Annotated in this window: 30 protein-coding genes and 1 tRNA gene; 27 read left to right on the top strand and 4 right to left on the bottom strand. The window is 70.2% G+C overall.

Going from position 1 to position 26960, the window contains the following annotated elements:
* Nucleotides 1-19: 19 nt before the first annotated feature.
* Nucleotides 20-814: a helix-turn-helix domain-containing protein gene (locus ACEVFP_RS15685; protein WP_375000377.1), complete on the bottom strand. Its 795-nt coding sequence runs from the start codon at nt 812-814 to the stop codon at nt 20-22.
* A 233-nt stretch (nt 815-1047) separates the two neighbouring features.
* Here ACEVFP_RS15685 and cynS point away from each other — a divergent pair, with 233 nt between their 5' ends.
* The 21 genes from cynS (at nt 1048) to ACEVFP_RS15580 (ending at nt 19768) form a co-directional block, all read left to right on the top strand.
* Nucleotides 1048-1494, top strand: coding sequence for a cyanase (cynS, locus tag ACEVFP_RS15680; RefSeq protein ID WP_375000376.1), 447 nt, complete (start codon nt 1048-1050; stop codon nt 1492-1494).
* A gap of 19 nt (nt 1495-1513) precedes the next feature.
* Nucleotides 1514-2389: a formate/nitrite transporter family protein gene (locus tag ACEVFP_RS15675; RefSeq protein ID WP_375000375.1), complete on the top strand. Its 876-nt coding sequence runs from the start codon at nt 1514-1516 to the stop codon at nt 2387-2389.
* Nucleotides 2390-2501: 112 nt separating this feature from the next.
* On the top strand, nt 2502-2960 hold the full coding sequence (locus tag ACEVFP_RS15670; protein ID WP_375000374.1) for an SRPBCC family protein: 459 nt from the start codon (nt 2502-2504) through the stop codon (nt 2958-2960).
* A gap of 22 nt (nt 2961-2982) precedes the next feature.
* Nucleotides 2983-4428 (top strand): bifunctional UDP-N-acetylglucosamine diphosphorylase/glucosamine-1-phosphate N-acetyltransferase GlmU, encoded by a 1446-nt coding sequence (gene glmU, locus ACEVFP_RS15665; RefSeq protein WP_375000373.1) that lies wholly within the window; start codon nt 2983-2985, stop codon nt 4426-4428.
* Between the two features lies 1 nt (nt 4429).
* Nucleotides 4430-5398: a ribose-phosphate diphosphokinase gene (locus tag ACEVFP_RS15660; RefSeq protein ID WP_375003853.1), complete on the top strand. Its 969-nt coding sequence runs from the start codon at nt 4430-4432 to the stop codon at nt 5396-5398.
* Between the two features lie 193 nt (nt 5399-5591).
* Nucleotides 5592-6266, top strand: a complete 675-nt coding sequence (locus ACEVFP_RS15655; RefSeq protein ID WP_375000372.1) for a 50S ribosomal protein L25/general stress protein Ctc — start codon at nt 5592-5594, stop codon at nt 6264-6266.
* A complete protein-coding gene (gene pth / locus ACEVFP_RS15650) occupies nt 6263-6829 on the top strand; it encodes an aminoacyl-tRNA hydrolase (RefSeq protein ID WP_375000371.1) in 567 nt (188 codons plus the stop codon). Before ACEVFP_RS15655 ends, pth begins: the two co-directional genes overlap by 4 nt.
* Complete coding sequence (mfd, locus tag ACEVFP_RS15645; RefSeq protein WP_375000370.1) at nt 6830-10312, top strand: transcription-repair coupling factor; 3483 nt, start codon at nt 6830-6832, stop codon at nt 10310-10312. It abuts the gene before it with no gap.
* Between the two features lie 19 nt (nt 10313-10331).
* Nucleotides 10332-10979, top strand: a complete 648-nt coding sequence (locus tag ACEVFP_RS15640) for a hypothetical protein (protein WP_375000369.1) — start codon at nt 10332-10334, stop codon at nt 10977-10979.
* A gap of 2 nt (nt 10980-10981) precedes the next feature.
* Nucleotides 10982-11818 carry a MazG family protein gene (locus ACEVFP_RS15635; RefSeq protein WP_375000368.1) on the top strand — a complete coding sequence of 279 codons (837 nt, stop codon included), beginning with the start codon at nt 10982-10984 and terminating at the stop codon, nt 11816-11818.
* Nucleotides 11819-12103: 285 nt separating this feature from the next.
* Nucleotides 12104-13384, top strand: coding sequence for a phosphopyruvate hydratase (gene eno, locus ACEVFP_RS15630; protein ID WP_375000367.1), 1281 nt, complete (start codon nt 12104-12106; stop codon nt 13382-13384).
* Nucleotides 13385-13405: 21 nt separating this feature from the next.
* The gene (locus ACEVFP_RS15625) at nt 13406-13957 is read left to right on the top strand and encodes a septum formation initiator family protein (RefSeq protein WP_375000366.1); all 552 of its coding nucleotides are present in this window, start codon (nt 13406-13408) and stop codon (nt 13955-13957) included.
* Nucleotides 13954-14445 (top strand): DUF501 domain-containing protein, encoded by a 492-nt coding sequence (locus tag ACEVFP_RS15620; protein ID WP_375000365.1) that lies wholly within the window; start codon nt 13954-13956, stop codon nt 14443-14445. Before ACEVFP_RS15625 ends, ACEVFP_RS15620 begins: the two co-directional genes overlap by 4 nt.
* 10 nt (nt 14446-14455) lie before the next feature.
* Nucleotides 14456-15382 carry an exopolyphosphatase gene (locus tag ACEVFP_RS15615; protein WP_375000364.1) on the top strand — a complete coding sequence of 309 codons (927 nt, stop codon included), beginning with the start codon at nt 14456-14458 and terminating at the stop codon, nt 15380-15382.
* Complete coding sequence (locus ACEVFP_RS15610; protein WP_375000363.1) at nt 15379-16299, top strand: 2-hydroxyacid dehydrogenase; 921 nt, start codon at nt 15379-15381, stop codon at nt 16297-16299. Before ACEVFP_RS15615 ends, ACEVFP_RS15610 begins: the two co-directional genes overlap by 4 nt.
* A 34-nt stretch (nt 16300-16333) precedes the next feature.
* Nucleotides 16334-17197, top strand: coding sequence for an aldo/keto reductase (locus tag ACEVFP_RS15605; RefSeq protein WP_375000362.1), 864 nt, complete (start codon nt 16334-16336; stop codon nt 17195-17197).
* A 23-nt stretch (nt 17198-17220) separates the two neighbouring features.
* Nucleotides 17221-17294 (top strand) — tRNA-Leu (locus tag ACEVFP_RS15600).
* A gap of 78 nt (nt 17295-17372) precedes the next feature.
* Complete coding sequence (locus ACEVFP_RS15595) at nt 17373-17708, top strand: ArsR/SmtB family transcription factor (RefSeq protein WP_375000361.1); 336 nt, start codon at nt 17373-17375, stop codon at nt 17706-17708.
* Nucleotides 17705-18202 carry an SRPBCC domain-containing protein gene (locus tag ACEVFP_RS15590; protein ID WP_375000360.1) on the top strand — a complete coding sequence of 166 codons (498 nt, stop codon included), beginning with the start codon at nt 17705-17707 and terminating at the stop codon, nt 18200-18202. Before ACEVFP_RS15595 ends, ACEVFP_RS15590 begins: the two co-directional genes overlap by 4 nt.
* A 21-nt stretch (nt 18203-18223) precedes the next feature.
* The gene (locus ACEVFP_RS15585; RefSeq protein ID WP_375000359.1) at nt 18224-19033 is read left to right on the top strand and encodes an alpha/beta fold hydrolase; all 810 of its coding nucleotides are present in this window, start codon (nt 18224-18226) and stop codon (nt 19031-19033) included.
* A 36-nt stretch (nt 19034-19069) separates the two neighbouring features.
* Nucleotides 19070-19768, top strand: coding sequence for a DUF998 domain-containing protein (locus ACEVFP_RS15580; protein ID WP_375000358.1), 699 nt, complete (start codon nt 19070-19072; stop codon nt 19766-19768).
* Here ACEVFP_RS15580 and ACEVFP_RS15575 read toward each other — a convergent pair.
* Complete coding sequence (locus ACEVFP_RS15575) at nt 19707-20120, bottom strand: hypothetical protein (protein WP_375000357.1); 414 nt, start codon at nt 20118-20120, stop codon at nt 19707-19709. The two genes, ACEVFP_RS15580 and ACEVFP_RS15575, sit on opposite strands and share 62 nt — an antisense overlap.
* A 131-nt stretch (nt 20121-20251) precedes the next feature.
* Between ACEVFP_RS15575 and ACEVFP_RS15570 the strand changes: the two genes are divergently transcribed.
* The 4 genes from ACEVFP_RS15570 to ACEVFP_RS15555 are packed head-to-tail and all read left to right on the top strand — an operon-like array spanning nt 20252 to nt 23628.
* The gene (locus ACEVFP_RS15570; RefSeq protein WP_375000356.1) at nt 20252-21412 is read left to right on the top strand and encodes a sensor histidine kinase; all 1161 of its coding nucleotides are present in this window, start codon (nt 20252-20254) and stop codon (nt 21410-21412) included.
* Nucleotides 21409-22065: a response regulator gene (locus ACEVFP_RS15565; protein WP_375000355.1), complete on the top strand. Its 657-nt coding sequence runs from the start codon at nt 21409-21411 to the stop codon at nt 22063-22065. The genes ACEVFP_RS15570 and ACEVFP_RS15565 overlap by 4 nt, the downstream gene beginning before the upstream one ends.
* 36 nt (nt 22066-22101) lie before the next feature.
* Nucleotides 22102-22299, top strand: coding sequence for a hypothetical protein (locus tag ACEVFP_RS15560; protein WP_375000354.1), 198 nt, complete (start codon nt 22102-22104; stop codon nt 22297-22299).
* A 54-nt stretch (nt 22300-22353) separates the two neighbouring features.
* Complete coding sequence (locus ACEVFP_RS15555; RefSeq protein WP_375000353.1) at nt 22354-23628, top strand: uracil-xanthine permease family protein; 1275 nt, start codon at nt 22354-22356, stop codon at nt 23626-23628.
* Here the strand turns inward: ACEVFP_RS15555 and trmB are convergent.
* A complete protein-coding gene (trmB, locus tag ACEVFP_RS15550; RefSeq protein ID WP_375000352.1) occupies nt 23621-24352 on the bottom strand; it encodes a tRNA (guanosine(46)-N7)-methyltransferase TrmB in 732 nt (243 codons plus the stop codon). The two genes, ACEVFP_RS15555 and trmB, sit on opposite strands and share 8 nt — an antisense overlap.
* A gap of 36 nt (nt 24353-24388) precedes the next feature.
* Here trmB and ACEVFP_RS15545 point away from each other — a divergent pair, with 36 nt between their 5' ends.
* Nucleotides 24389-24907: a DinB family protein gene (locus ACEVFP_RS15545; protein WP_375000351.1), complete on the top strand. Its 519-nt coding sequence runs from the start codon at nt 24389-24391 to the stop codon at nt 24905-24907.
* A gap of 121 nt (nt 24908-25028) precedes the next feature.
* The gene (locus tag ACEVFP_RS15540; RefSeq protein ID WP_375000350.1) at nt 25029-25886 is read left to right on the top strand and encodes a Bax inhibitor-1/YccA family protein; all 858 of its coding nucleotides are present in this window, start codon (nt 25029-25031) and stop codon (nt 25884-25886) included.
* A gap of 75 nt (nt 25887-25961) precedes the next feature.
* On the opposite strand, the gene ACEVFP_RS15535 is transcribed toward ACEVFP_RS15540, so the two are convergent.
* Nucleotides 25962-26879 (bottom strand): SGNH/GDSL hydrolase family protein, encoded by a 918-nt coding sequence (locus tag ACEVFP_RS15535; RefSeq protein WP_375000349.1) that lies wholly within the window; start codon nt 26877-26879, stop codon nt 25962-25964.
* Nucleotides 26880-26960 lie beyond the last annotated feature (81 nt).

The following is a 26960-nucleotide window of genomic DNA, read 5'->3' as shown; positions in this document are numbered from 1 at the left end:
ACCTCTTCGGAAGCTGGCCTCAGGCCGAGCTGGACTCGGCGGCCTCGTGGGCTGCCCAGCGTCCGGGTGCCTCGCCGAAGCGGCGGCGGAAGGCCCGGGTGAACGTCGTCGTGTCGGAGAAGCCGCTCGCCCGCGCGGCCGACTGCACCGTCGAGCCGCTGCGCAGGAGGTCGGCTGCCAGGTCGACGCGACGGTCGCGGATCTCCGCGGCCGGCGAACGGCCGTCCTCGGCGAGGAGCTGCTGCACCGAACGCAGGGACAGGTGACACTCGCGCGCGAGCGTCGGGGCATCGAAGTCCGGGTCGCGGAACCGCGTCTCGACGTGCTCGACGATGCGGTCCCGTACCGACGGGCGTGACATCGCGCCCATTCGTGTGGCCGCGTCGCGCAGGCGTCGGCCTTCGTCGGTGAGCGGTTCACCCGAGCGTGCCTCGAGCTGTTCCGTCGCGTCCGCGAACGAGAGCAGCGTGTGGCCCGTCGATCCGAGCGGACGCGTCGACCATGACACCGGCAGCGCCCGGCCCTCTCGCGTGATGAACCACTCCGGGTCCGAGACGGCGTTGGTGGACGTCCGCTCGAGGATGGGGCACGAGTGCGCCGGGTAGCGCGAGCCGTCCGGGTGCCACGAGTGGAGCGTGTCGTGGCTCGGCGCACCGACGACGTCGGCCGTCGAGCCGTACCCGAGCAGTGCGACTGCCGCCTGGTTGGCCAGTGCGACCGTCCCGTCCGTGCCGATCACCCACAGCGGTGTCGGCGTCACCTCGATGACGGCAGAGAGCACATTCGGATCGGTCGGGGTCGGGCTGGTCGGCATTCGGGTCATCGTGATCACTCCGGTCGGTGTCTCCACCGACGCTAGACAGCCGCGATGTCACCACCGTTCGACGCCGGTAACACCTCGGTTACGACGTCCTCGCCGTGCGCGAAACGCCTCATGCACTGCGCGTTTCGCCGTTGTCCGTGCCGGTGCGTTGACGGTGCGATGAAAGGGACGCGGGCGAGACCCGATCCGCCCCGTGCACCGCCCCATCCATTCAGGAGACGACCATGACCCACAACGCCATCGCCGCGCCGGCCCTCACGGTGGAGGACGCCCGACGGACCACCGGGCTCAGCTGGCAGAAGATCGCCGACCACATCGAGCGGCCGCTCGTATGGACCGTCGCCGCACTCCTCGGCAGCCACCCGCTGCCGGAGAAGGAGGCCGTCGCGGTTGGCGAGCTGCTCTCGCTGAGCGACGAGACTGTCACTGCGCTGCAGCGTCAGCCATACCGCGTCGCCGACCCCGACCTCGCCACCGACCCGACGATCTACCGCTTCCTGGAGCTCGTCAACGTGTACGGCCCAGCGCTCAAGTCCCTCATCCACGAGGAGTTCGGCGACGGGATCATGAGCGCGATCAACTGCAACATCGCTTTCGACCGCCAGGCTCACCCGGACGGGGACCGCGTCATCGTCACGATCGACGGCAAGTTCCTGCCGTACCAGTGGTGACCAGGACCAGGAGACGATCATGAGCTACGTCAAGCCCCACGACCTTGCGACGCGGATGGTCGACGCCGGGGAGTCCAAGCTGTTCCTGTCCACTCGCGACACGCTCATCCGGGCGTACATGGCCGGCGCCATCCTGGCCCTCGCGGCGGCGTTCGCGGTCACGGTCGGCACCCAGACGGGCCAGCCGCTGATCGGTGCGCTGCTGTTCCCGGTGGGCTTCTGCATGCTCTACCTGCTCGGCTTCGACCTCCTGACGGCTGTGTTCACGCTCGTGCCGCTCGCCTGGCTGGACAAGCGGCCCGGCGTGACGCTGGGGGAGATGCTCCGCAACTGGGGACTGGTGTTCCTCGGCAACTTCGCCGGCGCGCTCACGACGGCGAGCTTCGTCGCGGTCTACCTGACGTACGGGTTCTCCACCGACCCGGGCGATGTCGGTGCGGCGCTGCAGGAGATCGGGGAGGGGCGCACAGTCGGCTATGCGGAGCACGGCGCGGCCGGCATGCTGACGTTGTTCATCCGTGGCGTCATGTGCAACTGGATGGTCTCCACGGCCGTCGTCGGCGCGATGCTCTCCGACAGCGTTCCTGGCAAGGTCATCGCGATGTGGATGCCGATCCTGGTGTTCTTCTATCTCGGCTTCGAGCACTCCGTCGTCAACATGTTCCTCTTCCCGATCGGGCTCATGCTCGGCGGCGACTTCACCGTCGTCGACTACCTGGTCTGGAACGAGATCCCGACGGTGCTCGGCAACCTCGTGGGCGGGCTGATGTTCGTCGGCCTGGTGATCTACGCCACCCACGGACGTCCCGGGCCGGCGCGTCCGCGCAGGTCTCCCCGAGGCGAGGAGAAGGCGGATGGGGTGAAGCCCACGAGCCAGGAGGAAGCACTCCTCTGAGCCGCGTCACCCGATTCCGCCCCGTCGGTGCTCACCGGCGGGGCGGAATCGGGTGACATGGACACCCCTGAACGACGTGGACGTCTCATCATCGGTCTGCGAGCCTGAGCCCATGGACAGCGGACATGTCGTCAGTGCCTCGGGCGTCGTCGAGGCGCCCCCCGCGGTGATCTTCGAGCTGATCGCGGACCCGTCCCTCCAACCGGAGTGGGACGGCAACGAGAACCTGGCCGAGGCCCCGCCCGGTCAGCGGGTGCACCAGCGCGGTGACGTCTTCGTGATGACGCTGACCCGTGACGGCGCGGTCAGGGAGAACCACGTGGTCGAGTTCGAGGAGGGCCGACGGATCGCGTGGTGCCCGTCCGAGGTCGACGAGGAACCCGCCGGTCACCTGTGGCGCTGGGAGGTGGAGGCGATCGATGCTGACCACACGCGCGTCAGGCACACGTACGACTGGTCGGCGCTGACAGATCCGAACCGCATGGCGCGAGCACGCGCGACGACCAGTGAGTCGCTCGCGGCGTCGATCACGCGGCTCACGGCTCTCGCGGAGGAGGAGGCGCACGGGTAGGTCGATCCGTACACTGACGGGCGTGTCTGATTCGCTGACCGTGATCGTCCTGGCCGCCGGTGCGGGGACCCGTATGAAGTCTCGCCGCGCCAAGGTGCTGCACGAGATCGGCGGGCGCAGCCTCGTCGGCCACGCGATCGGGGCGGTCCGCGGCATCGGGGCATCACGGATCGTCGCCGTCGTCGGCCACGACCGCGAGCAGGTCGCCGCAGCCATCACCGACCTCGGCCAGGACATCGTGCAGGCCGTGCAGGCCGAGCAGCGTGGCACCGGGCACGCCGTCCGCGTGGCGCTCGAGGCCCTCGACGACGCGACCGACGGGACCGTGCTGGTCACCTACGCCGACGTCCCGCTGCTGCAGCAGGAGACCCTCACCAGCCTTCTCATCGAGCACCGGGCCGGCGACCGGGCCGTCACCATCTTGTCGGCTCACCAGAGCGATCCCACCGGTTACGGACGCATCGTTCGCGACGACGACGGCTCCGTCACCGCCATCCGTGAGCACAAGGACGCCAGCGCCGCCGAACGACGGATTCGCGAGATCAACAGCGGCATCCTCGCCGTCGACGCCGGCTTCCTGCGCCGCGCCGTCGACCAGCTCGAGGCAACCAATGCCCAGGGCGAGCTGTACCTGACCGACATCGTCGCCAAGGCTGTCGACGAAGGACGTCCTGTCGGCGCGCACGTCCTGGAGGACGTCTGGCAGACCGAGGGCGTCAACGACCGCGCCCAGCTCGCTGCCGTCGGTGCCGAGCTCAACCGGCGCACCACCGAGCACTGGATGCGCCAAGGCGTCACGATCGTGGACCCCCGCACGACGTGGATCGACTCCGCCGTCACCCTCGAGCCCGACGTCACGCTGCTCCCGGGCACGCAGCTGCTCGGAGCCACGACCGTCGCGAGCGACGCCACGATCGGCCCCGACACCACGCTGCGCAACGTGGAGGTCGGCGCCGGAGCCAGCATCATCCGCACACAGGGCAACGACGCCGTCGTCGGGGCCGGGGCCAGCGTCGGCCCGTTCGCCTACCTGCGTCCTGCCGCGGAGCTGTCCGACGGCGCCAAGGTCGGGACGTTCGTCGAGGTCAAGAACAGCTCCCTCGGCGAGGGTGTCAAGGTGCCCCACCTCTCCTACGTCGGCGACGCCGAGATCGGTGAGGGCAGCAACATCGGCGCCGGCACCATCGTCGCCAACTACGACGGAGTCGCCAAGCACCGCACCGTCGTCGGCAAGCATGCCCGCACCGGCTCGGACAACGTCTTCGTCGCCCCCGTGGAGATCGGCGACGGAGCCTTCACCGGGGCCGGTGCCGTGGTCCGCGAGAACGTACCCCCGGGGGCGCTTGCCGTGAGCGCCGGATCACAGAGGACCATGGTCGGGTGGGTGCAGCGCAAGCGGCCGGGCACCCCTTCCGCACAGGCCGCCGACCCCACCGATGAACCTGCCCAGGAGCCCGCTGGTGAGTGACCTGCTCAAGAAGACCGCCACGAAGAAGATCATGCTCTTCTCGGGGCGGGCGCACCTGACGCTCGCCGAGGAGGTCGCCAACCTGCTCGAGGTCGAGCTGGTCCCGACCACGGCGTACGACTTCGCCAACGGCGAGATCTATGTGCGTTTCGATGAGTCGGTCCGCGGCAGCGACGCCTTCGTCATCCAGAGCCACTCCGCGCCCATCAACGAGGCGATCATGGAGCAGCTCATCATGATCGACGCCCTCAAGCGGGCCTCCGCCAAGCGCATCACCGTGATCCTGCCGTTCTACGGCTACGCCCGCCAGGACAAGAAGCACCTCGGCCGCGAGCCCATCTCAGCCCGACTCATGGCCGACCTCTTCACGTCCGCTGGCGCCGACCGGCTCATGACCGTCGACCTGCACACGGCACAGATCCAGGGCTACTTCGACGGCCCCGTCGATCATCTGCTGGCCATGCCGATCCTCACCCGGCACGTCAAGAAGAAGTACGGCAAGCACCCCCTCGCGGTGGTCTCGCCCGACGCGGGCCGCATCAAGGTGGCCGAGTCGTGGGCCAACTCCCTCGGCGGGGTCCCGCTGGCCTTCATCCACAAGTCGCGTGATCCGCACAAGCCCAACGAGTCCAAGGCCAACCGCGTGGTCGGCGAGGTCGAGGGGCGCGTCTGCATCCTCGTCGACGACCTCATCGACACCGGCGGCACGATCGTCCAGGCGGCCGAGGCACTCAAGGCCGACGGCGCCTCCGACGTCGTCATCGCCGCCACCCACCCGGTCTTCTCCGGGCCGGCGGTGGACCGGCTCAAGAACTCCGTGGCGAGCGAGGTCATCGTCACCAACACGCTGCCGCTGAGCGATGAGCAGCGCTTCGACAAGCTGACCGTCCTCTCGATCGCGCCGCTGCTCGCGCAGGCCACCGCCGCGGTGTTCGAGGACGGCTCGGTCACCAGCCTGTTCAAGGACTGAGTGCGGACCCTCGGACGATTTCTCTGAGCGAGGGCCGCTGCGTTAGACTCCCACGGTTGCCTCGGCGAGGGTCGCACCAGCGACCGTGATCGACAGGGCGCTCCACAGGAGTGCTGTGTCGAGCGCCCAGCAACGTCCCAAGCGCCTGAGACCAGCGTCCCGCACCAGAACCACTCCGAGGAGCACGACCCCCGTGGCCGAGATCAAGATCGCCGCCGAGACCCGCACCGAGTTCGGCAAGGGCGCTGCCCGCCGCATCCGCCGCACCGACAAGGTCCCTGCCGTCCTGTACGGACAGGGCAACGACCCGCTGCACGTCACGCTGCCCGGTCACGACCTCATGCTGGCGCTGAAGAACTCCAACGCGCTGCTGTCCATCACGCTCGGCAAGGACAAGCACCTCGCCATCCCCAAGCAGGTCCAGCGTGACCCGCTCAAGGGCTTCATCGAGCACGCCGACCTGCTGATCGTCAAGAAGGGCGAGAGGGTCACCGTCGACGTCGGTATCCACCTGGAGGGCGAGGCCAAGTCCGACGCGCTCGTGGTGCTGGAGAACTCCAGCGTGGCGCTCGAGGTCGAGGCCACCCACATCCCCGAGTGGGTCACCGTCTCCGTCGAGGACCTCGAGGCCGGCTCGCAGATCCTGGCCTCGGACCTGCCGCTGCCGGACGGCTCCGTCCTGGCGGTCGAGGACGAGCTGCTCATCGTCAACATCACCCACGCGCCCACCGCCGCCGAGGTCGAGGCCGAGCTGGAGGACGCCGAGGCCGAGGCAGGCATCGAGCGCGACGACTCCGATGACGACGCGGCAGCGGAGACTGCCGACCCGGCGGCCGCCGATCCGTCCGGGGACTCCGAGTCGGAGTGACCTGGCTCGTCGTCGGGCTCGGCAACCCGGGCCCGACGTACGCCAGCACTCGACACAACGTCGGGTACCTCGTGGCCGATGTGCTCGCCGAGCGCATGGGCGGACGGTTCAAGGCCCACGGTTCCCGCCTGGCCGACGTCGTGGAGGGCCGGCTCGCCGGTGAACGTGCCGTCCTCGGACGCGTGCGTTCGTACATGAACACCAGCGGCGGCGGCGTCAAGGCGCTCATGTCCTACTTCGACGTCGAGCCCGACCACCTGGTCGCCGTGCACGACGAGCTCGACATCGACTTCGGGGCGCTGCGCCTCAAGCTCGGTGGCGGCGACAACGGTCACAACGGGCTGCGTTCCATCCGTCAGTCCATCGGCACCGGAGACTTCTACCGTGCTCGCGTTGGCATCGGGCGTCCGCCGGGACGTCAGAGCGTGCACGACTTCGTGCTCAAGCCGTGGTCCTCGGCGGAACGACGTGAGCTGGACGTGAACGTTCAGGAGGCGGCCGACGCCGTGGAGAGCCTCATCACCCAAGGACTTCAGCGGACCCAGTCGGCGTTCAACTCCTAGATGACACTCTCCACCTGGCTCACCGACGCCCGCCTCGACGAGGCGCTGCGCGAGCGTCCCCGCACCCTCACCCTGCAGGCGCCCGCCGCCGCACAGCCGTTCGTCGTGCGTGGTCTCGCCGATCAGTCGGCAACCCCGGCGGGGGGCACCGTCCTTGCTGTCACGTCCACCGCACGTGAGGCCGAGGACCTTGCCGCCGACCTCGGGGCGCTCATGGATCCGGAATCGGTCGCCGTCTACCCGGCCTGGGAGACGCTGCCGCACGAACGCCTGTCGCCCCGCTCCGACACGGTCGGGCGGCGGCTGGCGGTGCTGCGCCGCCTCGCCCATCCCGGTCCCGGCGCGCCACCGGTACGCGTGGTGGTGGCTCCCGTGCGCTCGGTGCTGCAGCCTCAGGTGGCCGGCCTGGCCGACCTGCGCCCGGTCGAGATCGCCGCAGGGCAGCAGGCGCCGCTCGACGACGTCGTCCGCGACCTCGCCGCTGCGGCCTACACCCGTGTGGACCTGGTGGAACGACGCGGTGAGTTCGCCGTCCGCGGCGGCATCGTGGACGTCTTCCCACCCACTGAGGAGCACCCCGTCCGGGTGGAGTTCTGGGGCGACGACGTCGATGAGATCCGGCACTTTTCGGTGGCTGACCAGCGGTCCCTCGAAGCCCTCGAGCGGCTCTGGGCGCCGCCGTGCCGCGAGCTGCTGCTCACCGATGACGTCCGTGAGCGCGCCGCGGAGCTGGCCACCGTCCACCCGCAGCTGGCCGAGCTGTTCGGCAAGATCGCCGAGGGGCACGCGGTGGAGGGCATGGAGTCCCTCGCGCCCGTGCTGGTGGAGGGCGGCGGGATGCAGCTCCTCGTCGAGGTGCTCCCCGAGGGATCGAGTGTCGTGCTCGCCGAGCCGGAACGCATCCGGGCGCGCGCTGCAGACCTCACCGCGACGAGCGAGGAGTTCCTCGCCGCGTCGTGGGCCTCGGCCGCGGCGGGCGGCGAGGCCCCGATCGACCTCGGACCGGCAGCCTTCCACGAGCTCGACGAGGTGCGCGCCACCGCCCAGAAGGCCGGCCTCGCCTGGTGGAGCATCGCGTCGTTCGGTCTGGACGACGACACCACCGTCCCTCTCGACGTCGAAGCCGCGCCGCTGTACCGCGGCGACACCGAGGCCGCGGTCGCCGACATCCGTCGCTGGCTCGGTGAGGGCCGTCGTGTCACGATCGCCGGGACCGGGGCCGGTCAGGCGCAGCGCACGGTGGAGTGGCTCGCCGAGCACGACGTCCCCGCCGCTCTCGCCGAGCCCGACGCCATGGCGTCGGGGCCCGCGTCGGTCGTGGCCGTCGTGGAGGCCGATCTGGACCACGGTCTGGTGGCTCCCGAGGCAGTCCTGCTGACCCACGACGATCTCGTGGGCCAGCGGGCGGTCGAGCGCACCGAACGGTCCATCCCGGCACGCCGCCGCCAGCAGGTCGACCCACTGGAGCTGGAGCCCGGCGACGTCGTCGTGCACGAGCAGCACGGCGTCGGCCGGTACGTCGAGCTCATCACCCGCACCGTGCAGGGCGCGGCCCGCGAGTACCTCGTCATCGAGTACGCACCCAGCAAGCGGGGCCAGCCCGGCGACCGGCTGTTCGTCCCCATGGACCAGCTGGACCAGGTCAGCCGCTACGTCGGCGGGGAGAACCCCAGCATGGACCGGCTCGGCGGCTCCGACTGGTCCTCGCGCAAGGCCAAGGCCCGCAAGGCGGTCCGTCAGATCGCCGACGAGCTGATCAAGCTCTACGCCGCGCGGCAGTCCACGCAGGGCCACGCCTTCGGCCCCGACACCCCGTGGCAGGCCGAGCTGGAGGATGCCTTCGGCTTCGTCGAGACGCCCGACCAGCTCTCCACCGTGGAGGAGGTCAAGCGGGACATGGAGCGCTCGGTCCCCATGGACCGGCTCGTGTGCGGTGACGTCGGCTACGGCAAGACCGAGATCGCCGTGCGCGCGGCGTTCAAGGCCATCCAGGACGGCAAGCAGGTCATCGTGCTCGTCCCCACCACGCTGCTGGTCCAGCAGCACTTCGCGACCTTCGCCGAGCGGTTCGGGCAGTTCCCCATCACCATCCGTGGACTCTCGCGGTTCCAGACCGAGTCTGAGTCCAAGGCGACGCTGGACGGTCTCGCCGACGGCAGCGTCGACCTCGTGATCGGTACCCACCGCCTGCTGCAGCCCGGGGTGCGCATCAAGGACCTCGGCCTGGTGATCGTCGATGAGGAGCAGCGCTTCGGCGTCGAGCACAAGGAGGCGCTCAAGCACCTGCGGGCCGCCGTGGACGTGCTCGCGATGTCGGCCACGCCGATCCCACGCACGCTCGAGATGGCGATCACCGGCATCCGCGAGATGTCCACGATCGCCACCCCGCCGGAGGAGCGCCATCCGGTCCTGTCCTTCGTGGGCGCCTACGACGACCAGCAGGTCAAGGCCGCCATCCGACGCGAGCTGCTGCGTGAGGGTCAGGTCTTCTTCATCCACAACCGGGTGCAGAGCATCGACAAGGCGGTCGCCAAGCTGCAGGAGCTCGTGCCCGAGGCGCGCATCGCTGCCGCCCACGGTCAGATGGGCGAGCACCGGCTCGAGCAGGTCATGGTCGACTTCTGGGAGAAACGCTTCGACGTGCTGGTGTGCACCACGATCGTGGAGTCCGGGCTCGACGTCTCCAACGCCAACACGATGATCATCGAGCGGTCCGACGTCCTGGGACTGTCACAGCTGCACCAGCTGCGGGGCCGTGTCGGACGCGGACGGGAACGGGCCTACGCCTACTTCCTGTACCCACCGGACAAGCCACTCACGGAGACGGCCCACGACCGGCTCACCACCATCGCCCAGCACTCCGAGCTCGGTGGCGGCATCGCCGTGGCCATGAAGGACCTGGAGATCCGTGGCGCCGGCAACCTGCTCGGTGGCGAGCAGTCCGGGAACATCGCCGACGTCGGGTTCGACCTCTACGTCCGACTCGTGGGTGAGGCGGTTGCGGAGTTCCGCGGCGAGGGCGCACCCGAGCGCGAGGTCAAGATGGAGCTGCCGGTCGAGGCGCACCTGCCGCACGACTACGTGCCCAGCGAGCGGCTCCGGCTGGAGATGTACAAGCGGCTCGCCGACGTCCGGGCACTGCAGGAGGTCGACGCCCTGCGCGAGGAGCTCGTCGATCGTTACGGCGAGCCGCCGGAGACGGTCGAGGTGCTGCTCGACGTGGCCCGCCTGCGGGTCAAGGTCCGAGATGCGGGTCTGACCGAGGTGACCTCGGCCGGGTCCAACGTGCGGTTCTCAGAGGTGGAGCTGCCCGAGTCCGCCCAGCTGCGGTTGCGCCGGATCCACCCCAAGAGCGTCTACAAGCACGCCGCCAAGGTGGCGCTCGTGCCGCACCCGAGGACCGCTGCCGTCGGCGGCAGGCCGTTGCGTGGCCGCGAGCTGCTCGAATGGGTCGCCGGGGTCCTCGACACCCTGACGGGCTGACCCCCCGTAGGGTGAGCCCATGAGGATGCGTGTGGTCGCCGCGGTCGCCGTGGCGTTGGTTCTGGTGGGGTGCAGCACCGGTCGTCCGGGGGCGGCCGTCGTGGTCGACGGCACGGTCATCTCCACGAGTACGGTCGATGAGGCCGCAGAGGTCATCTGCCAGCTCTCCCTCGCCCAGCAGCCGGGTGGTTCCTTCCCCGGTGATGAGGTCCGCGGCCAGGCCGCGGCCGAGCTCGCGCTCGCGCTCGTCGCCGCCGACGTCGCCGAGACCGAGGGCATCGAGATCCGTGAGAGCGACGTGCGCGTCGCCGACGCTGATCGCCGCGCCATCGCGCAGCAGTTCCCGGACCTGGACATCGACACCGTGGTGGAGGTCCTCGAGACCAGCACCCGCGTCGCCCGTGTCGCCGAGGCCCTCGGTGCATCCGCAGCCGGCGAGGAGGTCACGCAGGAGAACGCCCAGGCGTTGCAGCAGGCCGGTCGTGCCGCGCTCGTCCAGGCGCTGGGGGAGGCCGACGCCGAGTTCAGCCCGCGTTTTGCGATCGGAGACCTGGCCGACGTCGTGCAGCAGCCGGGCAGCCTGGCTGCCTACACCGGTGACGACTCCGAGGAAGGCGTCGCCGACCAGACGGCGCAGCCCCTCCTCGACACGCAGACCTGCTCCTGACCATGCGTGTGCTCGTCCTGAGCCCTCGCACCGCTCCCGGCCAGCTCACCGCACAAGCCTGGGATCTCGTACGCAGTGGTGTGCCGGTGGTGGCAGCGCTGGACGACGCCCACGCGCAGGCGCTGCGCGATGCCGGTGTGGACGTGGCGATCGGCGAGCCTCCCGCACAGCGCGACGCGATCTGGGTGCCGGCACCCGGCGACGTCACCTGGCCGGCCCACGTCCCTGCCGATGTCGAGGTGGTGCACGGCTCGCTCGACCTGCCCGGCGCCCGGCTGCTGGACGTCGTGGCGGTCATGGGCCGACTGCGTCGCGAGTGTGCCTGGACCCGGGAGCAGACCCACGCCTCGCTTAGCCGCTACCTGCTGGAGGAGACGTACGAGACGCTGGAGGCCCTCGATGACGAGGACGCCGACCTGCTGCGCGAGGAGCTCGGGGACCTGCTGATGCAGGTGGTCTTCCACTCTGCGATCGCCGCCGAGCGGCCTGAGGGCGGCTGGGACGTCGACGACGTCGCCGCGGGGATCGCGGCCAAGCTGGTGCGACGCAACCCGCACGTCTTCGCCGACGGCCCGGCCCGCACGCCGGAGGAGATCGATGCCGCGTGGCAGGCCGTCAAGGCGGTGGAGAAGCCGCGCGAGCACCCGCTGGAGGGCATTGCCTCGACGCTGCCCGCACTCGCCCTGGCGACGAAGGCGCTCGAGCGGGTCCCGGACGTCGCCACCGACGGCGACGACATCGGCTCCCGGCTGCTCGCGCTCGTCGCCGAGGCACGTGAGGCCGGCGTCGACCCCGAGGCGGCGCTGCGCCGGACGGTCCGCGATCGCGCCGAGCCCTGATCGGTGCCTGAGCAACCGAATCTCCGGTCCGCGCCCGCATCGGTGCTTGAGCAACCGAAAGGGCACTCATTCGGTTGATGTCGCACCGATCAACGGCCTGGCCCCGCATCGGTGCGACAGCAACCGAATAGCACCCCTTCGGGTTGCTGAGACACCGATGCGTCGACTTTGGGTCATTCAGTTGCAGAGGCACCGATCACGGGTGGGCGACGCGTCCCCGGACAGGGGTGGGTCGCGCACTAGGCTGGGACCCGAACCTCACCCGACCCCCCCGAGGAGCACCTAGTGGCACGCATCGAAGCCGTCGGAGCACGCGAGATCCTGGACTCGCGCGGCAACCCCACCGTCGAGGTCGAGGTCGCGCTCGACGACGGCACCATCGGGCGGGCCGCCGTACCCTCCGGTGCCTCCACCGGCCAGTTCGAGGCCGTCGAGCTGCGTGACGGCGGCAAGCGCTACCTCGGCAAGGGTGTCCAGAAGGCCGTCGCCGCCGTCAACGGCAAGATCGCCTCCGCACTCGTCGACCTCGACGCCGACGACCAGCGTGCCGTCGACGCCGCGATGGCCGAGCTCGACGGCAGCGACAACAAGGCCAAGCTCGGCGCCAACGCCATCCTGGGCGTCTCCCTGGCCACCGCCAAGGCCGCCGCCGACTCCGCACGCCTGCCGCTGTACCGCTACGTCGGCGGCCCCAACGCCCACGTCCTGCCGGTGCCGATGATGAACATCCTCAACGGCGGCGCCCACGCCGACTCCAACGTCGACGTCCAGGAGTTCATGGTCGCCCCGATCGGCGCGCCCACGTTCGCCGAGGCACTGCGCCAGGGCACCGAGGTCTACCACGCCCTCAAGTCCGTGCTGAAGGCCGAGGGACTGTCCACCGGTCTGGGCGACGAGGGCGGGTTCGCGCCCAACCTGTCGTCCAACCGGGCCGCGCTGGAGCTCATCGCGCGTGCTGTCGAGGAGGCCGGGCTCACCCTCGGCACCGACATCGCTCTCGCGCTCGACGTCGCCTCCAGCGAGTTCCACGACAAGGGCACCTACACCTTCGAGGGCGCCGGCAAGAGCTCGACGGAGATGGCTGCCTACTACGGCGGGCTGGTCGACGACTTCCCGATCGTCTCCATCGAGGACCCGCTCGATGAGGAGGACTGGGACGGCTGGGTGGCGCTCACCGAGGCCGTCGGTGACCGCGTCCAGCTCGTGGGCGACGACCTGTTCGTCACCAACGTCGACCGTCTGAGCCGTGGCATCGAGACCGGGGCGGCCAACGCGATGCTCGTCAAGGTCAACCAGATCGGCTCGCTGACCGAGACCCTCGACGCCGTCGAGCTGGCACACCGGCACGGTTTCGCCAACATGATGAGCCACCGTTCGGGCGAGACCGAGGACACGACGATCGCCGACCTCGCCGTCGCCACCAACTGCGGACAGATCAAGACCGGCGCGCCGGCACGCTCGGACCGCGTCGCCAAGTACAACCAGCTTCTGCGCATCGAGGAGAACCTGGGCCGCTCGGCGGTCTACGCCGGGGTCTCGGCGTTCCCGAGGCTCGTCCAGCCCTGACCCCTCGGCAGTGATTCGTCGATGAGCCCCACCCGTCGTCCCGGCCGGTCGTCCAGCAGACGGCCGGGCGGTTCGGCGCGACCGGGCCGTGGCCCGGGCCCCGGGCGCCAGTCGGCACGACGCACGGCCAAGCCGCGGCGTGCGCCGCAGTTCACGACCCGAGCCGTGCTCCTCATGTCGGTGCTGCTCCTGTTGCTCGCCTCCTACACCTCGTCCCTGCACGCGTGGTGGCAGCAGCGTGGCGAGATCCAGGCCACCAAGGCGGAGATCGCCATGCGCGAGGCAGCCATCGAGGAGCTCACCGACACCGAGGCCCGATGGGAGGACCCGGCCTTCGTGGAGTCCCAGGCACGCGAGCGGTTCGGCTGGGTCATGCCCGGGGAGGTGGGCTACCGCGTGATCGGCTCGGACGGACAGGTGCAGGGTGCGGTGCCCACGCTCGATGAGCCACCGGACCCCGAGACCAAGCCGTGGTACGAGTCCCTGTGGGGCAGTACCCAGGAGGCGGGGGTCCCGCCGGAGACCAGCACCGAGCGTCCCGACCCCGACAGCGTGCTGGAGGAGTCTGAGTGAGTGTGGCCCAGAGCGACCTCGACGCCGTCGCAGCGCAGCTCGGCCGCCCGCCGCGCGGGACGCTGGAGATCTCGGCCCGGTGCCCCTCCGGGCATCCTGCCGTGGTCAAGACGGAGCCCCGCCTGCCAGACGGCACCCCGTTCCCGACGCTCTACTACGTGACGTGCCCACGGCTGGCCGGTGCCGTCGGCACGCTGGAGGCCTCCGGTCTCATGGCTGACATGAGCGCGCGTCTCACGCAGGACGAGGACCTCGCCCGGCGGTATGCCGCCGCGCACGAGGACTACCTGCGTGAGCGCGAGGCGATCGGGAACGTCCCGGAGATCGAGGGGGTCAGCGCCGGCGGCATGCCGACGCGCGTCAAGTGCCTGCACGTGCTCGTCGGCCACTCCCTGGCCAAGGGGCCCGGCCTGAACCCCCTGGGTGACGAGGCCGTCGTGCTCCTGGGGGAGTACTGGGGCCAGTCGGCCTGCGCGCCCACTCGATAGGGTCGACGACATGCCCGATGCCCGTCGCGTCGCCGCCATCGACTGCGGCACGAACTCCCTCCGCCTGCTGGTGACGGATGTCAGGGAGGATCACAAGCGCGATGTCGTGCGGGAGATGCGGGTGGTCCGGCTGGGTCAGGACGTCGACCGCACGGGACGGTTCGCGCCCGAGGCGTTGGAACGGACGTTGCAGACCACCCGCGAGTACGGCGAGCTGATCGCCATGCTCGGCGCCACGCAGGTGCGGTTCTGTGCCACGTCGGCCGCACGGGACGCCGAGAACGGCGACGAGCTGCTCGACGGCGTCCGCGCGATCCTCGGAGTCGACGTCGAGGTGCTCAGCGGCGAGGCGGAGGCCCGGGCCTCCTTCCTCGGCGCCACGCGCGACCTCGTCGACACCGACAGTCTCGTGCTGGACATCGGCGGCGGCTCCACCGAGCTCGTCACCGGGCGCAACCGCCAGGTCGGTTGGGCGACGTCGCTGGACGTCGGGTCCGTGCGGCTCACCGAACGGTTCCTGGGCGGCGACCCGCCCATCGTCCAGGAGATCTCGGAGTGCATCACCCACCTGGATGCCGTCCTGGCCCCTGTCGTGGCCGATCTGGAGCCCGTGGCCTCCGTGGTGGGTGTCGCCGGGACGGTCACGACGGTGGCAGCGCACTCGCTGGGCCTGCCGTCCTACGACTCCGACGTCATCCACGGCAGCCGGCTGGCCGTCGACGACGTCCGCCAGGCCTGCCTGTCGCTGGTGCAGATGTCGGTGGCCGACCGCCGGGCCCTGCCGTTCATGCACCCGGGCCGTGCTGACGTCATCGGCGCGGGGGCACTGATCCTCGATCGCCTGCTGGACGTCCTGCCGCTGCAGACCGACGTCCTCACCGTCAGTGAGCACGACATCCTCGACGGCATCGCCTGGGAGGCGGCTGATTCCCGATGACCCTCTGCCTGAGCCTGCCTGATGAGCAGACCCTCGCCCGGTACACCGACCTGCCTGACGTGGAGCTGGTCCTGTGGGACTTCAGGGGTCCGGCGCCGCAAGGCCCGCCGATCGACCTCGCCGTCCGTCCCTACGTGCTCAAGAGCGACCTGTCGGTGCTGGATGCCGAACGGGTCCGGGCCGTCCAGACACAGTCGCTCGGCTACGACGACGCCATCGGCAAGGTCCCCGAGGGCATCACGTGGTGCAACGCCGTGGGGGTGCACGAGGGGCCCACGGCCGAGATCGCCGTGGCTCTCCTGCTCGCTGCGCAACGCGGCATCGACCACTTCGCACGGGCGATGCCGGAGGGTCGGTGGGAACCGAGGCCCATGCGCCACGGCCTGCTGGGCAGCCGGGTCCTGCTGGTGGGCTACGGCGGCATCGGCCAGGAGACCCACCGCCGGTTGGACGGGTTCGGGGTGGAGATCGTCCGGGTCGCCTCCCGCGCGAGGTCCGACGAGCACGGCCCGGTCCATGGCATCGACGAGATCGGTGACCTGCTGCCCGATGCCGACGCCGTCATCGTCGCCGTGCCCTACTCTGCGGCCACCCACCATCTCGTCGACGACGCCTTCCTGTCCGCCATGGCCGAGGGGGCGGTGCTGGTCAACGTCGCGCGGGGCAAGGTCGCCGACACCGACGCCTTGGTCCGTCACGCGGCGAGCGGGCACGTGCGGATCGCCTCCGACGTCTTCGACCCCGAGCCCCTGCCCGCCGACCACCCGCTCTGGACGACACCGGGCGTGCTGGTCTCGCCGCACGTCGGGGGAGCGGTCACGACGTGGGCCGACCGGGTCGAGACGCTCGTGCGTCGGCAGGTGGCCCATCTACAGGCCGGTGAGCAGCTGGAATGCGTCGTGGACGTCTCGGGTTGACGATGACGTTCTGAGTCACCGATCGGAGGATCTCATGCAGTACCGCACCATCGGCGACGTCCCGGTCAGCGCGATCGGGCTCGGCGCGATGCCCATGTCGATCGAGGGTCGCCCGGACCGCGACCGCTCCGTCGCCACCATCCATGCGGCCCTCGACGCGGGCGTCACCTTCATCGACACGGCCGACGCCTATCACCGCGACGCCGGGGAGGTCGGCCACAACGAGGAGCTGATCGCCGAGGCTCTCGCTGCTCATCCGTCGGGTTCGGACGTCCTGGTGGCGACGAAGGCGGGGCACCTGCGCCCGGGCGACGGTTCGTGGGTCGTCGACGGGCGGCCGGAGTACCTCAAGGAGGCGGCCAGGGCATCGGCCCGGCGCCTCGGAGTCGAGGCCATCGGCCTGCACCAGTTCCACCGTCCCGACCCTGACGTCCCGTACGCGGAGTCCGTCGGCGCGCTCGCGGAGCTCCTCGACGAGGGTGTTATCGCCATGGCCGGCATCTCCAACGCCACGGTGGAGCAGATCGACGAGGCCAACGACGTGCTCGGGGGCCGGCTCGCCTCGGTGCAGAACCAGTTCTCGCCGGCGTTCCTGTCCAGCCGTCCTGAGCTGGAGCACTGCGCCCGTCTGGGCATCGCCTTCCTGCCATGGAGCCCGTTCGGCGGGATCCGTCGCGCCGGCGAGCTGGGCACCGACCACGACGTCCTGCAGAAGCTCGCTGACGAGCGTGGGGTGAGCCCGCACCGGGTGCTGCTCGCGTGGCACCTGCAGCTGTCCCCGGTGGTCGTCCCGATCCCCGGCGCCTCGCGGCCCGAGTCGGCCGTCGACTCGGCCGCCGCGGCGGACCTGCAGCTCAGCGCGGAGGAGATCGCGGCCATCGACGCCGCACTGGTCTGAGCCTGCGCCTACGCTGTGGGGGCGCTCCCGTAGCCCAACCGGTAGAGGCAGGCGGCTTAAACCCGCCCCAGTGTGGGTTCGAACCCCACCGGGAGCACCGAGGTGGACGGCGTGCTCCTGTCATCGTCTGTATATACGCTTGACAATATATACAGATATGCGTATGTTGTGTTCTGTGAACACCCACCAGGTCCAGGCCCGACTCAACGCGATCGCCGAACCGACGCGCTTTCGCATCGTCGAGCTGCTCAAGGACGGACCACGCAGCGTCGGTTCGATCGTCGATGCGCTCGGCATGGGCCAGCCCCAGGTCTCGCGCCACCTGCGGCTCCTCGCCGAGGAGGAGGTGGTGGACGTCGAGAAGCAGGCGCAGCAGCGCATCTACCGGCTGCGACCCGACTCCATGCGCGAGCTTGACCAATGGATGCGCGGCTTCGCCGTCCTGTGGTCCGGGCGCATGGCTCGGCTCGATGAGTTCCTCGACACGACAGAGCCAGGAGATCCCTCATGACCAGCGACGGCATCATCGTCGACGACGAGACCAACACCCTGCACGTCACCCGAACCTACGACGCGGGCATCGAGCGCGTGTGGCGAGCGTGGACCGAACCGGCGGCGCTCGAGCGCTGGTGGGGGCCCGAGGGGTGGACCACGACCGTCCACGAGCTCGAGGCACGGCCCGGCGGTCGCTGGCGCCACACGATGGTGCCCGACGACGGCTCCGACGATCCCGTCCGCACCCTGGCGACCTACAGGACGGTCGAACCCATGAACCTCCTGGGCTTCGCCGACTCCTTCGCTGACGACGACTGGAACGCCCTGGGCACCGACACCTTCCCCACGACGGTGGCGTTCGCCGACCAGCACGACCGCACACGCGTCAGCGTCGCCGCCGCCTTCCCCACGACCGAGGCACTCGGACGCGCGATCGATCTCGGCATGGGCGAAGGGTTCCACGAGGCCCTCGACCGACTGGCGGGCCACCTGGCTCGTCAGAGCAGCTGACCCACCACCGAAGGAGCAGTCATGTCCACGAACGCCACCCTGACATCAGCCGACGGCACCACGATCGCCTACGAGACGTCCGGTAGCGGACCGGCCGTCATCCTGATCAGCACGGTCGCGGAGGACCGCACCGGTGTGGCCGGGCTCGCCGAGCTGCTGGCGGAGCACTTCACGGTCATCTCCTACGACCGGCGCGGCCGCGGTGCCAGTGGCGACCCTCAGCCCTACGACCCGGCCCGCGAGATCGAGGACATCGGTGCACTGATCGAGACGCTCGGGGGAGCAGCCGCGCTGCTGAGCGGCTCGGCCGGTTGCGCCCTCGCTCTCGATGCCGCCGACGCGCTCGGCGAGGCGGTGACGGCTCTGTACCTGTACGAACCGCCGTTCATCGTCAGCGACGCCCGCCCGCCGATGCCACCCGACTACGTGGAGCACCAGGAGCAGCTCGTCGCCGAGGGGCGACGCGGCGACGCAGTCGAGTACTTCATGACGCAGGCCCTGGGCATCCCCGCCGAGTGGGTCGAGGGCATGAAGCAGGACCCGTCGTGGGAGCAGATGTCCGCTCTGGCCCACACCTACGCCTACGACGGTCGCATCATGCGAGGGCTGCAGGACGGCACCGCGTTGCCCCGCGACCGATGGTCGACCCGTGCCCCCGTCCATGTCGTGGTCGGCGAGAACAGCGAGCCGTTCGTCCTCGAGGGAGCGAACGCCCTCGCCGAGATCCTCCCTCGCGTCACCATCGAGGTCCTGCCCGGCCAGGACCACTCCGCATTCTGGCTCGCCCCCGGGGACGTCGCTGACTCCGCCCGGGCCTTCCTCACCTCGTGAGCACGAACGTCACCGTCGTCGAAAGGACGCAGAACCATGAACACCATCGAGACCCGCCGCCCGCACCACGTGCGTGTGTCCGACCATCACCTTGCCGGCACCGCTGCCGCCTCGGCTGTGACCTTCGCGGTCCTCCTCGGCTGCCTGCACGTGGTGCGGCCGGAGCTCGACCCGACCTGGCGGTTCGTCAGCGAGTACGCGCTCGGACCGGCCGGCTTCCTCATGACGGCCGCGTTCCTGGCGGTCGCTCTCTGCTCCGCGGCCCTCGCCGTGCTGATGTGGCGACAGGTGCCCGGCCGGGTCGGACGGGCCGGGGCGGTGCTGGCCGCCGTCAGCGCGGCGGGCATGGTCATCGCCGCGACCTTCCCGACCGACCCGATCACCGCTGAGGAGGCCACGCTCTCCGGGACGCTGCACAACGTCGGCGGACAGCTCAACCTGACGCCGTTCGCCGTCCTGCTGCTCACGATCAGCCTCCAGCGGGTCGCCTCCTGGCGTTCGGTGATGCCGATCCTGTGGGTTGTCACGGGAGCGACGCTCGCGGCGTCGGCCGCCTTCATGATCACTGCGGCCGGAGCCACCGACGGTTTCGGGCCGGGTGTGCTGACCGGGCTCTTCGGCCGAGTCATGCTGCTGGGCTATGTGGTCTGGGCCGTCGTCGCGGCAGGCCACGTCATGAGGTTCGACCGGACGTCCTCATCTGCTGCAGCAGGAGCGCCATCGCGCCGGCGATGAGTCCCCAGATGGCGTTGGTGACGAACAAGGGGATGATCGCCAGCGGCATGGCCAGGGGTCCCTGGAGCTCACCGGTGAGGATGGGTGAGAGCACCGCACTGAGCACGATGGCCCCCACCGCGTAGGCGAGCCCTGCCGCGACCAGCGTCGCCACGGGCTGGCGCACCGAGCTGAGTCCGACGATCAGCACCCACGCCAACGTGATGGCTGCGGTCAGCAGCAGCGGGGTCGCGGGCTTGCCGAGCGCGTCACTGAGGCCGACGATCGAGAACAGCGGACGGAGGAGGGCGAGGGCGCCCAGGCCCAGGACGAGCGGCCAGTTGAGGTCACGGATCACGGAGTTGAAGTTCATGTGGATCACGCTAGGTCTGCACGATGGCCGGGCGCGTCGGTCGACGAGCGACTCCTGACGTCGCCTCTCGACGTACACGGTGAGGGCACGACGCTGCCACGATGGTTCCCAGAGAACGAGGAGGGGACGCCGTGTCCACGCAGGTCAGCCGCCACGAGGAGGTCCCGGACTGGGTGCTCGACGTCCTGGTCGCCGCGGCCCAGGCGATCTCGGTCGCCCTCATCATCGCGATCGGCTCGCACGACAGCGGGAGCACCCAGGCGCTCGCCTACCTGTTCGCGGTGGGCTTCGGCGCCGTCCTGCTGCTGCGTCGCAGGTTCCCCGTCCTGGTGCTGGTGGTGGCGGTGCTCGGGGTCTTTGCCTACTACGCCGCCAGCCTGCCGCCCATCGGCATGGCGCTCCCGGTGGTGGGTGCGTTCTACGCCGCTGCAGGCCGTGGACGGGTCGTGGTGTCGGCCTGCATCGGGGTGTTGCTCGTCGGCGTCTCGCTGTACTTCCGGCTTGATCACGAGGTCACCAGCTCGCTCCTGGCCTACGACGTCATCACCAACGCGGCGCTGATCGGCTGCGCCATCGCGCTCGCGTCGACGGTGCGCAGTCGGCAGGCCCTGCGTGAGCAGCACGAACGCGTCGTGCGACTGCAACGTCAACACCGGGAGGAACAGGTGAACCGGCAGGTCGAGGCCGAGCGGGTCCGCCTCGCGCGCGACGTCCACGACTCGGTGGGACATGCCCTGTCCCTGGTCTCGGTGCAGGCGCGTGTGGCCCAGCAGTCGCTCGGGACCGACGACGCCGCCGCTGCCCAGGCGCTGGACAACGTCGTGTCGGCCACGGGAACCTCCCTCGCCGACCTGCGCCGGACCCTCACGTCCCTGAGTGCTGCAGGGGACCGTGAACCGGCGGCCGCCGGCGGCCTGGGCCCGGTGGTTGACGCGGCCCGGGACGCTGGCCTCGAGGTGGACCTCCAGGACCACCTGGATGGCTCGGCGATCCCGCCGGACGTCTCGAGCGTCGTGTTCCGGATCGTCCAGGAGGCTCTGACCAACGTGCTGCGGCACGCCCGCGCCACAAGAGTGTGGATCCGGCTGGAGGAGGCCGGGGGGAACCTCGTGGTGAGGGTCGAGGACGACGGCCGAGGGGCCGAGGGGCTGGTGGAGGGCCGCGGCATCCGCGGCATGCGTGAGCGGGTGGGGCAGCAGGGAGGGACGGTCTCGCTCTCCCCGGGGGCCGACGGGCTGAGGATCGACGCGGTGCTGCCGATCGGCGCTCCGCCGGCGGGGGAGCAGCCGTGATCCGGGTGGTGATCGCCGAGGACGAGACGCTCCTGCGCAGCGGACTGCGTGCCCTCGTCGAGCACGACGGCGACATCGAGGTGGTGGCCGAGGCCGAGCACGGTGGCGCCGCGGTGGCCAAGGTCCGCCAGACCCGCCCTGACGTCGTGCTCATGGACGTCCGCATGCCCGGTCTGGACGGCATCACTGCCACCCAGCTGATCAGTGAGGACCCCGACCTGCCCGACGTGGGCGTTCTGGTCCTGACCACCTTCGCCGAGGACGAGACGGTGGTGGAGGCGCTGCGGGCGGGGGCGGCCGGCTACCTGCTGAAGGACGTCGACCCCGGCGAGCTCAGGCGCGCCGTCCGTGGCGTCGCGGCCGGCGACCCCGCGCTGTCTCCGAGTGTCGCCGCCACCGTGATGCGGGCCGCTGCGCACCCGCGAGCAGCGGTGGATCCCGGGCTCGTCTCCGGGCTCGCGCCACGGGAGGTGGAGGTGCTCGCGGAGGTCGGCCGCGGTCTGAACAACGCCGAGATCGGCGAGCGCCTGTTCATCAGCCCGGCGACCGCGCGAACCTACGTCAGCCGGCTGCTCGCCAAGCTCGACGCCCGTGATCGCGCGCAGCTGGTGGTGATCGCACACCGTGCGGGGCTCGTCGATGCGAGCCAGTGAGCGACCGACCTCCGGGTGTGCCCTACGGTCAGGGGTATGAGAGCGATCGCCCACCTGTCCATCGGTCTGCTGCTCCTGGTCACCGGCGCGGTGCTGGCGCTCGGGTTCGCCGACGCGGAGTTCCTGTGGTTCACCGGGCGGCCCCTGGGCATCGTGCTGGTGCTGCTCGGGGCGTTCGACGTCTACCAGGGCCTGCGGGCCCGGGCCGAGGACGGTCCCCAGAACGACAGCTGAGGCTCACGGCCACCCCGTGGATCGAACCGCGGGCCGATACGCCAGTCTTTGTCCATGACCTGGCAGCTTCACGGAGACGGACGCAACGTCACGGCGGGCGAGATCGTCGCCCCTCACGAACGGCTGAGCTGGCCGCGAACCATCGGGTTCGGCGCACAACACGTCGTCGCGATGTTCGGCGCGACGTTCCTCGTCCCGATCATCACCGAGTTCCCGCCGTCGGCGACGCTCTTCTTCTCCGGTGTCGGCACGCTGCTCTTCCTCGTCATCACGGGCAACCGGCTGCCCAGCTACCTGGGGTCCTCCTTCGCGTTCATCGCGCCCATCACGGCCGCGACGGCGGCCGGCTCCACCGGTGAGGCGCTCTTCGGCATCCTCGCGGTGGGCGTGCTGCTCACCGTGGTCGGCGGCATCGTCGTGCTCACCGGCACCGGGTGGATCAACGCCCTCATGCCGCCGGTGGTGGCCGGCTCGATCGTCGCGCTCATCGGCTTCAACCTCTCCGGTGTCGCGACGGGCAACGTCCAGGAGGCGCCGTGGACGGCCCTGGTGACGTTGACGGTGGTGCTGCTGACCGCCGTGGTCTTCACCGGTCTGCTGGCGCGGCTGTCGATCGTCGTCGGCGTGGCTCTGGGCTACGTCTTCGCGGTCGCGGCCGGAGCCATCGACTTCACGACCGTGCGCGAGGCGGCATGGTTCGGGCTCCCGGACTTCGGCACCCCCGAGGTGTCCTGGGTGGTCGTCCCGGCGTTCCTCCCGGTGGTGCTCGTGCTGGTGGCGGAGAACGTCGGCCACGTGCGCAGCGTCGCCCACCTCGCCGGTGACGACTCGATCAACAAGCTCACCGGGCGTGCGCTGCTGGCCGACGGCATCGCCACGACGCTCGCGGGCGCCGGCGGCGGCTCGGGCACCACGACGTACGGCGAGAACATCGGCGTCATGGCCGCGACCCGGGTCTACTCCACCGCCGCCTACTGGGTGGCCGGCGCCGTCGCCATCTTCCTGGGCCTCTCACCCAAGGTGGGCGAGCTCATCAACACCATCCCACCCGGTGTCCTCGGCGGCGTCACCGTGGCGCTGTACGGGCTCATCGGCATCATCGGGGTCAAGATCTGGATCGACAACGGGGTCGACTTCTCCCGGCCGGTCAACCAGTTCACCGCCGCGGTCGCCCTCGTGATCGGCATCGGCGACCTCACCGTCACCACGGGTGACCTGGAGTTCACCGGCATCGCCCTCGGCTCGGTCGCGGCCATCGTGGTCTACCACGTGATGGCACAGCTGGAGCGGCTGCGCAGCGCCACGGCGGATCCGCCCGTCGTCAGCTGACCGGTCGTGCCGCGAGGTCGTGGATCTGGCGACCCTTGGCGATGCCCTTGGCCTCGAACCGCGTCACGGGCCGTCCCTCGAACCGTTCGCAGCGCCCGCCGTCCACCACGTCGGACTCGGCGATGACGGCTGCCATCTGGTCGGCGTAGTCGGCCCAGTCCGTCGCGAGGCGCCACACGCCCTCCGGCTCCAGCACCCGCGCGACGAGATGGGTGAACTCCACCGTGACCAGGCGGCGCTTGTTGTGGCGCCGCTTGTGCCAGGGGTCCGGGAACCAGGTCCGGACCTCATGCACGCCTGAGGCGGGCAGCCAGGTGGCGAACGCCTCCGGAGCGTTCACGACGGCGGCTCGCACGTTGGTCAGGCCGAGTCGTCGGACGCCGAGCAGTGTCTGGGCGATGCCTGGCTCCCAGACCTCCAGCGCCAGGAAGTCGACGTCCGGGTGGGCCTGGGCGGCAGCGCACACGGAGTCCCCGTGACCCGAGCCGACCTCCACGACGAGCGGCGCCACGCGTCCGAACGTGGCCTCGACGTCGAGGTGAGCGTCGGGATGGACCGACGTGGTCGCCGCGTCCCGGGGGACGTCGATGACGTAGCGGTTGCCCAGCTCGTCCCACACACGCTGTTGACGCTCGTTCAGGCGTCCGCCGCGCCGGGTGAAGGAGACCAGCTCGCGGCGGTGCCCGGTGGCGCCATCTCGGGGCTGTTCGGCAGCATCGCTCATGTCCGGAACCCTAGGCGGTGGTCCATGCTGGCCGGTATGAGCATCGAGCCGGACACCAAGGACTGGACGTGGGTCCTGACCGACGCCTGCCCCGAGTGCGGCCTCGCGGCCTGGCAGGTGCGCCCCGCCGACGTCGCGACTCTCGTACGGGACTCGGTCCCGGCGTGGCGAGACGTCCTGCAGCGTCCCGACGTGGCGGTGCGGCCCGAGGCGTCGACGTGGTCGGCGCTGGAGTACGCCTGCCACGTCCGCGACGTCTACCGGCTGTTCGACGAACGCGTCCGGCTGATGCTCACCGAGGACGACCCGGAGTTCACGAACTGGGACCAGGACGCCACCGCCGTCGAGCAGGACTATGCCCGGCAGGCCCCGGGCGACGTCGCCGGGTCGTTGGAGCGCAACGGCGCAGACCTGGCTCGGCGTCTCGAGGACGTCGAGGGCGGTCAGTGGGACCGCACGGGTCGCCGTGGTGACGGCTCGGTGTTCACCGTCGCCACGCTGGTGCAGTACCTGTGGCACGACGTGCGGCACCATCTCGTCGACGTCGGTGCATGAATTCGTTTCAGGCAGAAACCGACGTGAACCGGGATCAAAACGACCTGTCACGACGTTATGTAGAGTGAGACCACGAGGCCCCTCGCAACGGGGTCACCATTCTCTTTCCCCGGAGGAACCGATGCAGAGCAAGAATCCCGTCTTCGCACGATCTGAGGGGTTCAACGGCCGCGGTAGTGCGACCACGGCCTCCCCCGCCAGCTGGAAGATCGACCTCGACGGCGCCGCGGGCGGCCCCGAGGCGCCGATCGGCACCACCGACGCCACCCGGATGAGCATCTCGAGCGTCATCGAGAAGACTGCCATCTCGCTCGGCCTGGTCGTCGTGGCCGCTGCCATCACGTGGTTCGCCACCGGTGATCTCGATCCAGGCAACCCCGATGCCGGCAGGAACACCGCCCTGCTCGGTGGACTGCTCATGGTCGGCATCTTCGGCGGTCTCGCCCTGTCGATGGTCAACTCCTTCAAGAAGGTCGTCAGCCCGCCGCTGGTGCTGGCCTTCGCCGCCCTGCAGGGTGTCCTCGTCGGCGCGCTGTCCAAGATGATCGCGTTCTACATCGTGGGCGACCCGTCGATCGTCTTCCAGGCGGTGCTGGCCACCTTCGTGGCCGCAGGGGCCACCTTGGCTGCGTACAAGTTCTTCAACATCCAGGTCACGGACAAGTTCCGCAAGGTCATGACGATCGCGCTGGTCAGCGTGTTCGGCATCATGCTGGTCAACTTCGGCCTCAGCATGTTCGGTGTCCTCGAGCAGGGCGGACTGCGCGGCTTCAACACGCTCGGACTGGTCGTCTCGATCGGCCTGGCGGTGCTGGCCATCTTCACGCTGATCATGGACTTCGACATGGTCGAGCGTGGCATCGAGGCCGGGCTGCCGGAGCGCGAGTCCTGGCGTGCGGCCTTCGGTCTCACCGTCACGCTGGTGTGGTTGTACATCGAGCTGCTGCGCATCCTGGCGATCTTCGCCAGCAGCGACTGACGCACTCCTACGTCACGGCGAACGGGCCGGTCCTCCTCGGGGAGGGCCGGCCCGTTCGCCGTGGTGAGCGGGTGCTCAGCCGCGAGCGCGGCGCAGCACACGCGCCCAGCGGCCCTGTCGGCTCACCTCGGTGCCGGGGCGGCGACCGGCGCGCTCGGCGGCCTCGGTGAGGGACACCGAGCTGACCCTGCCGCCGACCTCGGGAGCGGCGAGCTCGCGGTCGCGCTCGCGCCAGGCCGCAGCGAGGGAGGGCACGAGCGCGGAGACCATGTTGGCGTAGCCGGTCTCGGAGGGGTGGAAGCGGTCGTCGCCGAACATGACGTCGGACCGCTCGGCGAAGACCGGCCCGAGCAGGTCGCCGAGGGAGACGGCGCGTCCGCCGGCACGCACCACGGCGACGGTCTGCTTGCGGGCCAGGGAGCGGCTCTTGCGTCGCGCGACGTGGCGCAGCGGCTGGGGGATCGGCTCCACGGTGCCGAGGTCGGGGCACGTGCCGACGACCACCTGGGCATCGGCCTCCACGAGCCGGGAGACGGCCGCGGCGAGGAGCCGGGTGGAGGCGTACGCGGGGACACGGTGGGTGACGTCGTTGGTCCCGACGATGATGACGACGAGATCGGGCTCGTGCTCCAGGCCGACGTCGATCTGCTCGCGCAGGTCGGAGGTCTGGGCGCCGACGACTGCTTCGGAGCGGACGTCCACGGGACGGTCGAGCACGTGGGCCAGGCTGATGCCGATCATGGCCGGTGGGGTGGCGTCGGCGGTGTGCATGCCGTAGCCGACGGCGGCGGAGTCGCCGAGCACGAGGACGCGCAACGGGGCCCCGGGCAGGTCGTCGCCGTAGATCCCCTCGGGCCGGGGCGGCCGCGCATCGGTGACGCCGATCGCCCGCTTGGCGATCAGGGCCTGCGCGATGAGCATGCCCTGGTACCCGGTGAGGACGGCGCCACCTCCGACGGCAGCCTGGATCGCCGCCTTCCTGATGGAACGCATGCACTCATCCTAGGTTCCGGTGCCTTCGGCCCGGTCGCCTCGTTGCCCCTGGCAGGAGTGTGGGTGCTCACATCTACGATG

This window comes from Aeromicrobium sp. CTD01-1L150 (genome assembly GCF_041951745.1).
GTDB lineage: Bacteria > Actinomycetota > Actinomycetes > Propionibacteriales > Nocardioidaceae > Aeromicrobium.
This window is presented reverse-complemented; position numbering and strand designations above follow the sequence as displayed.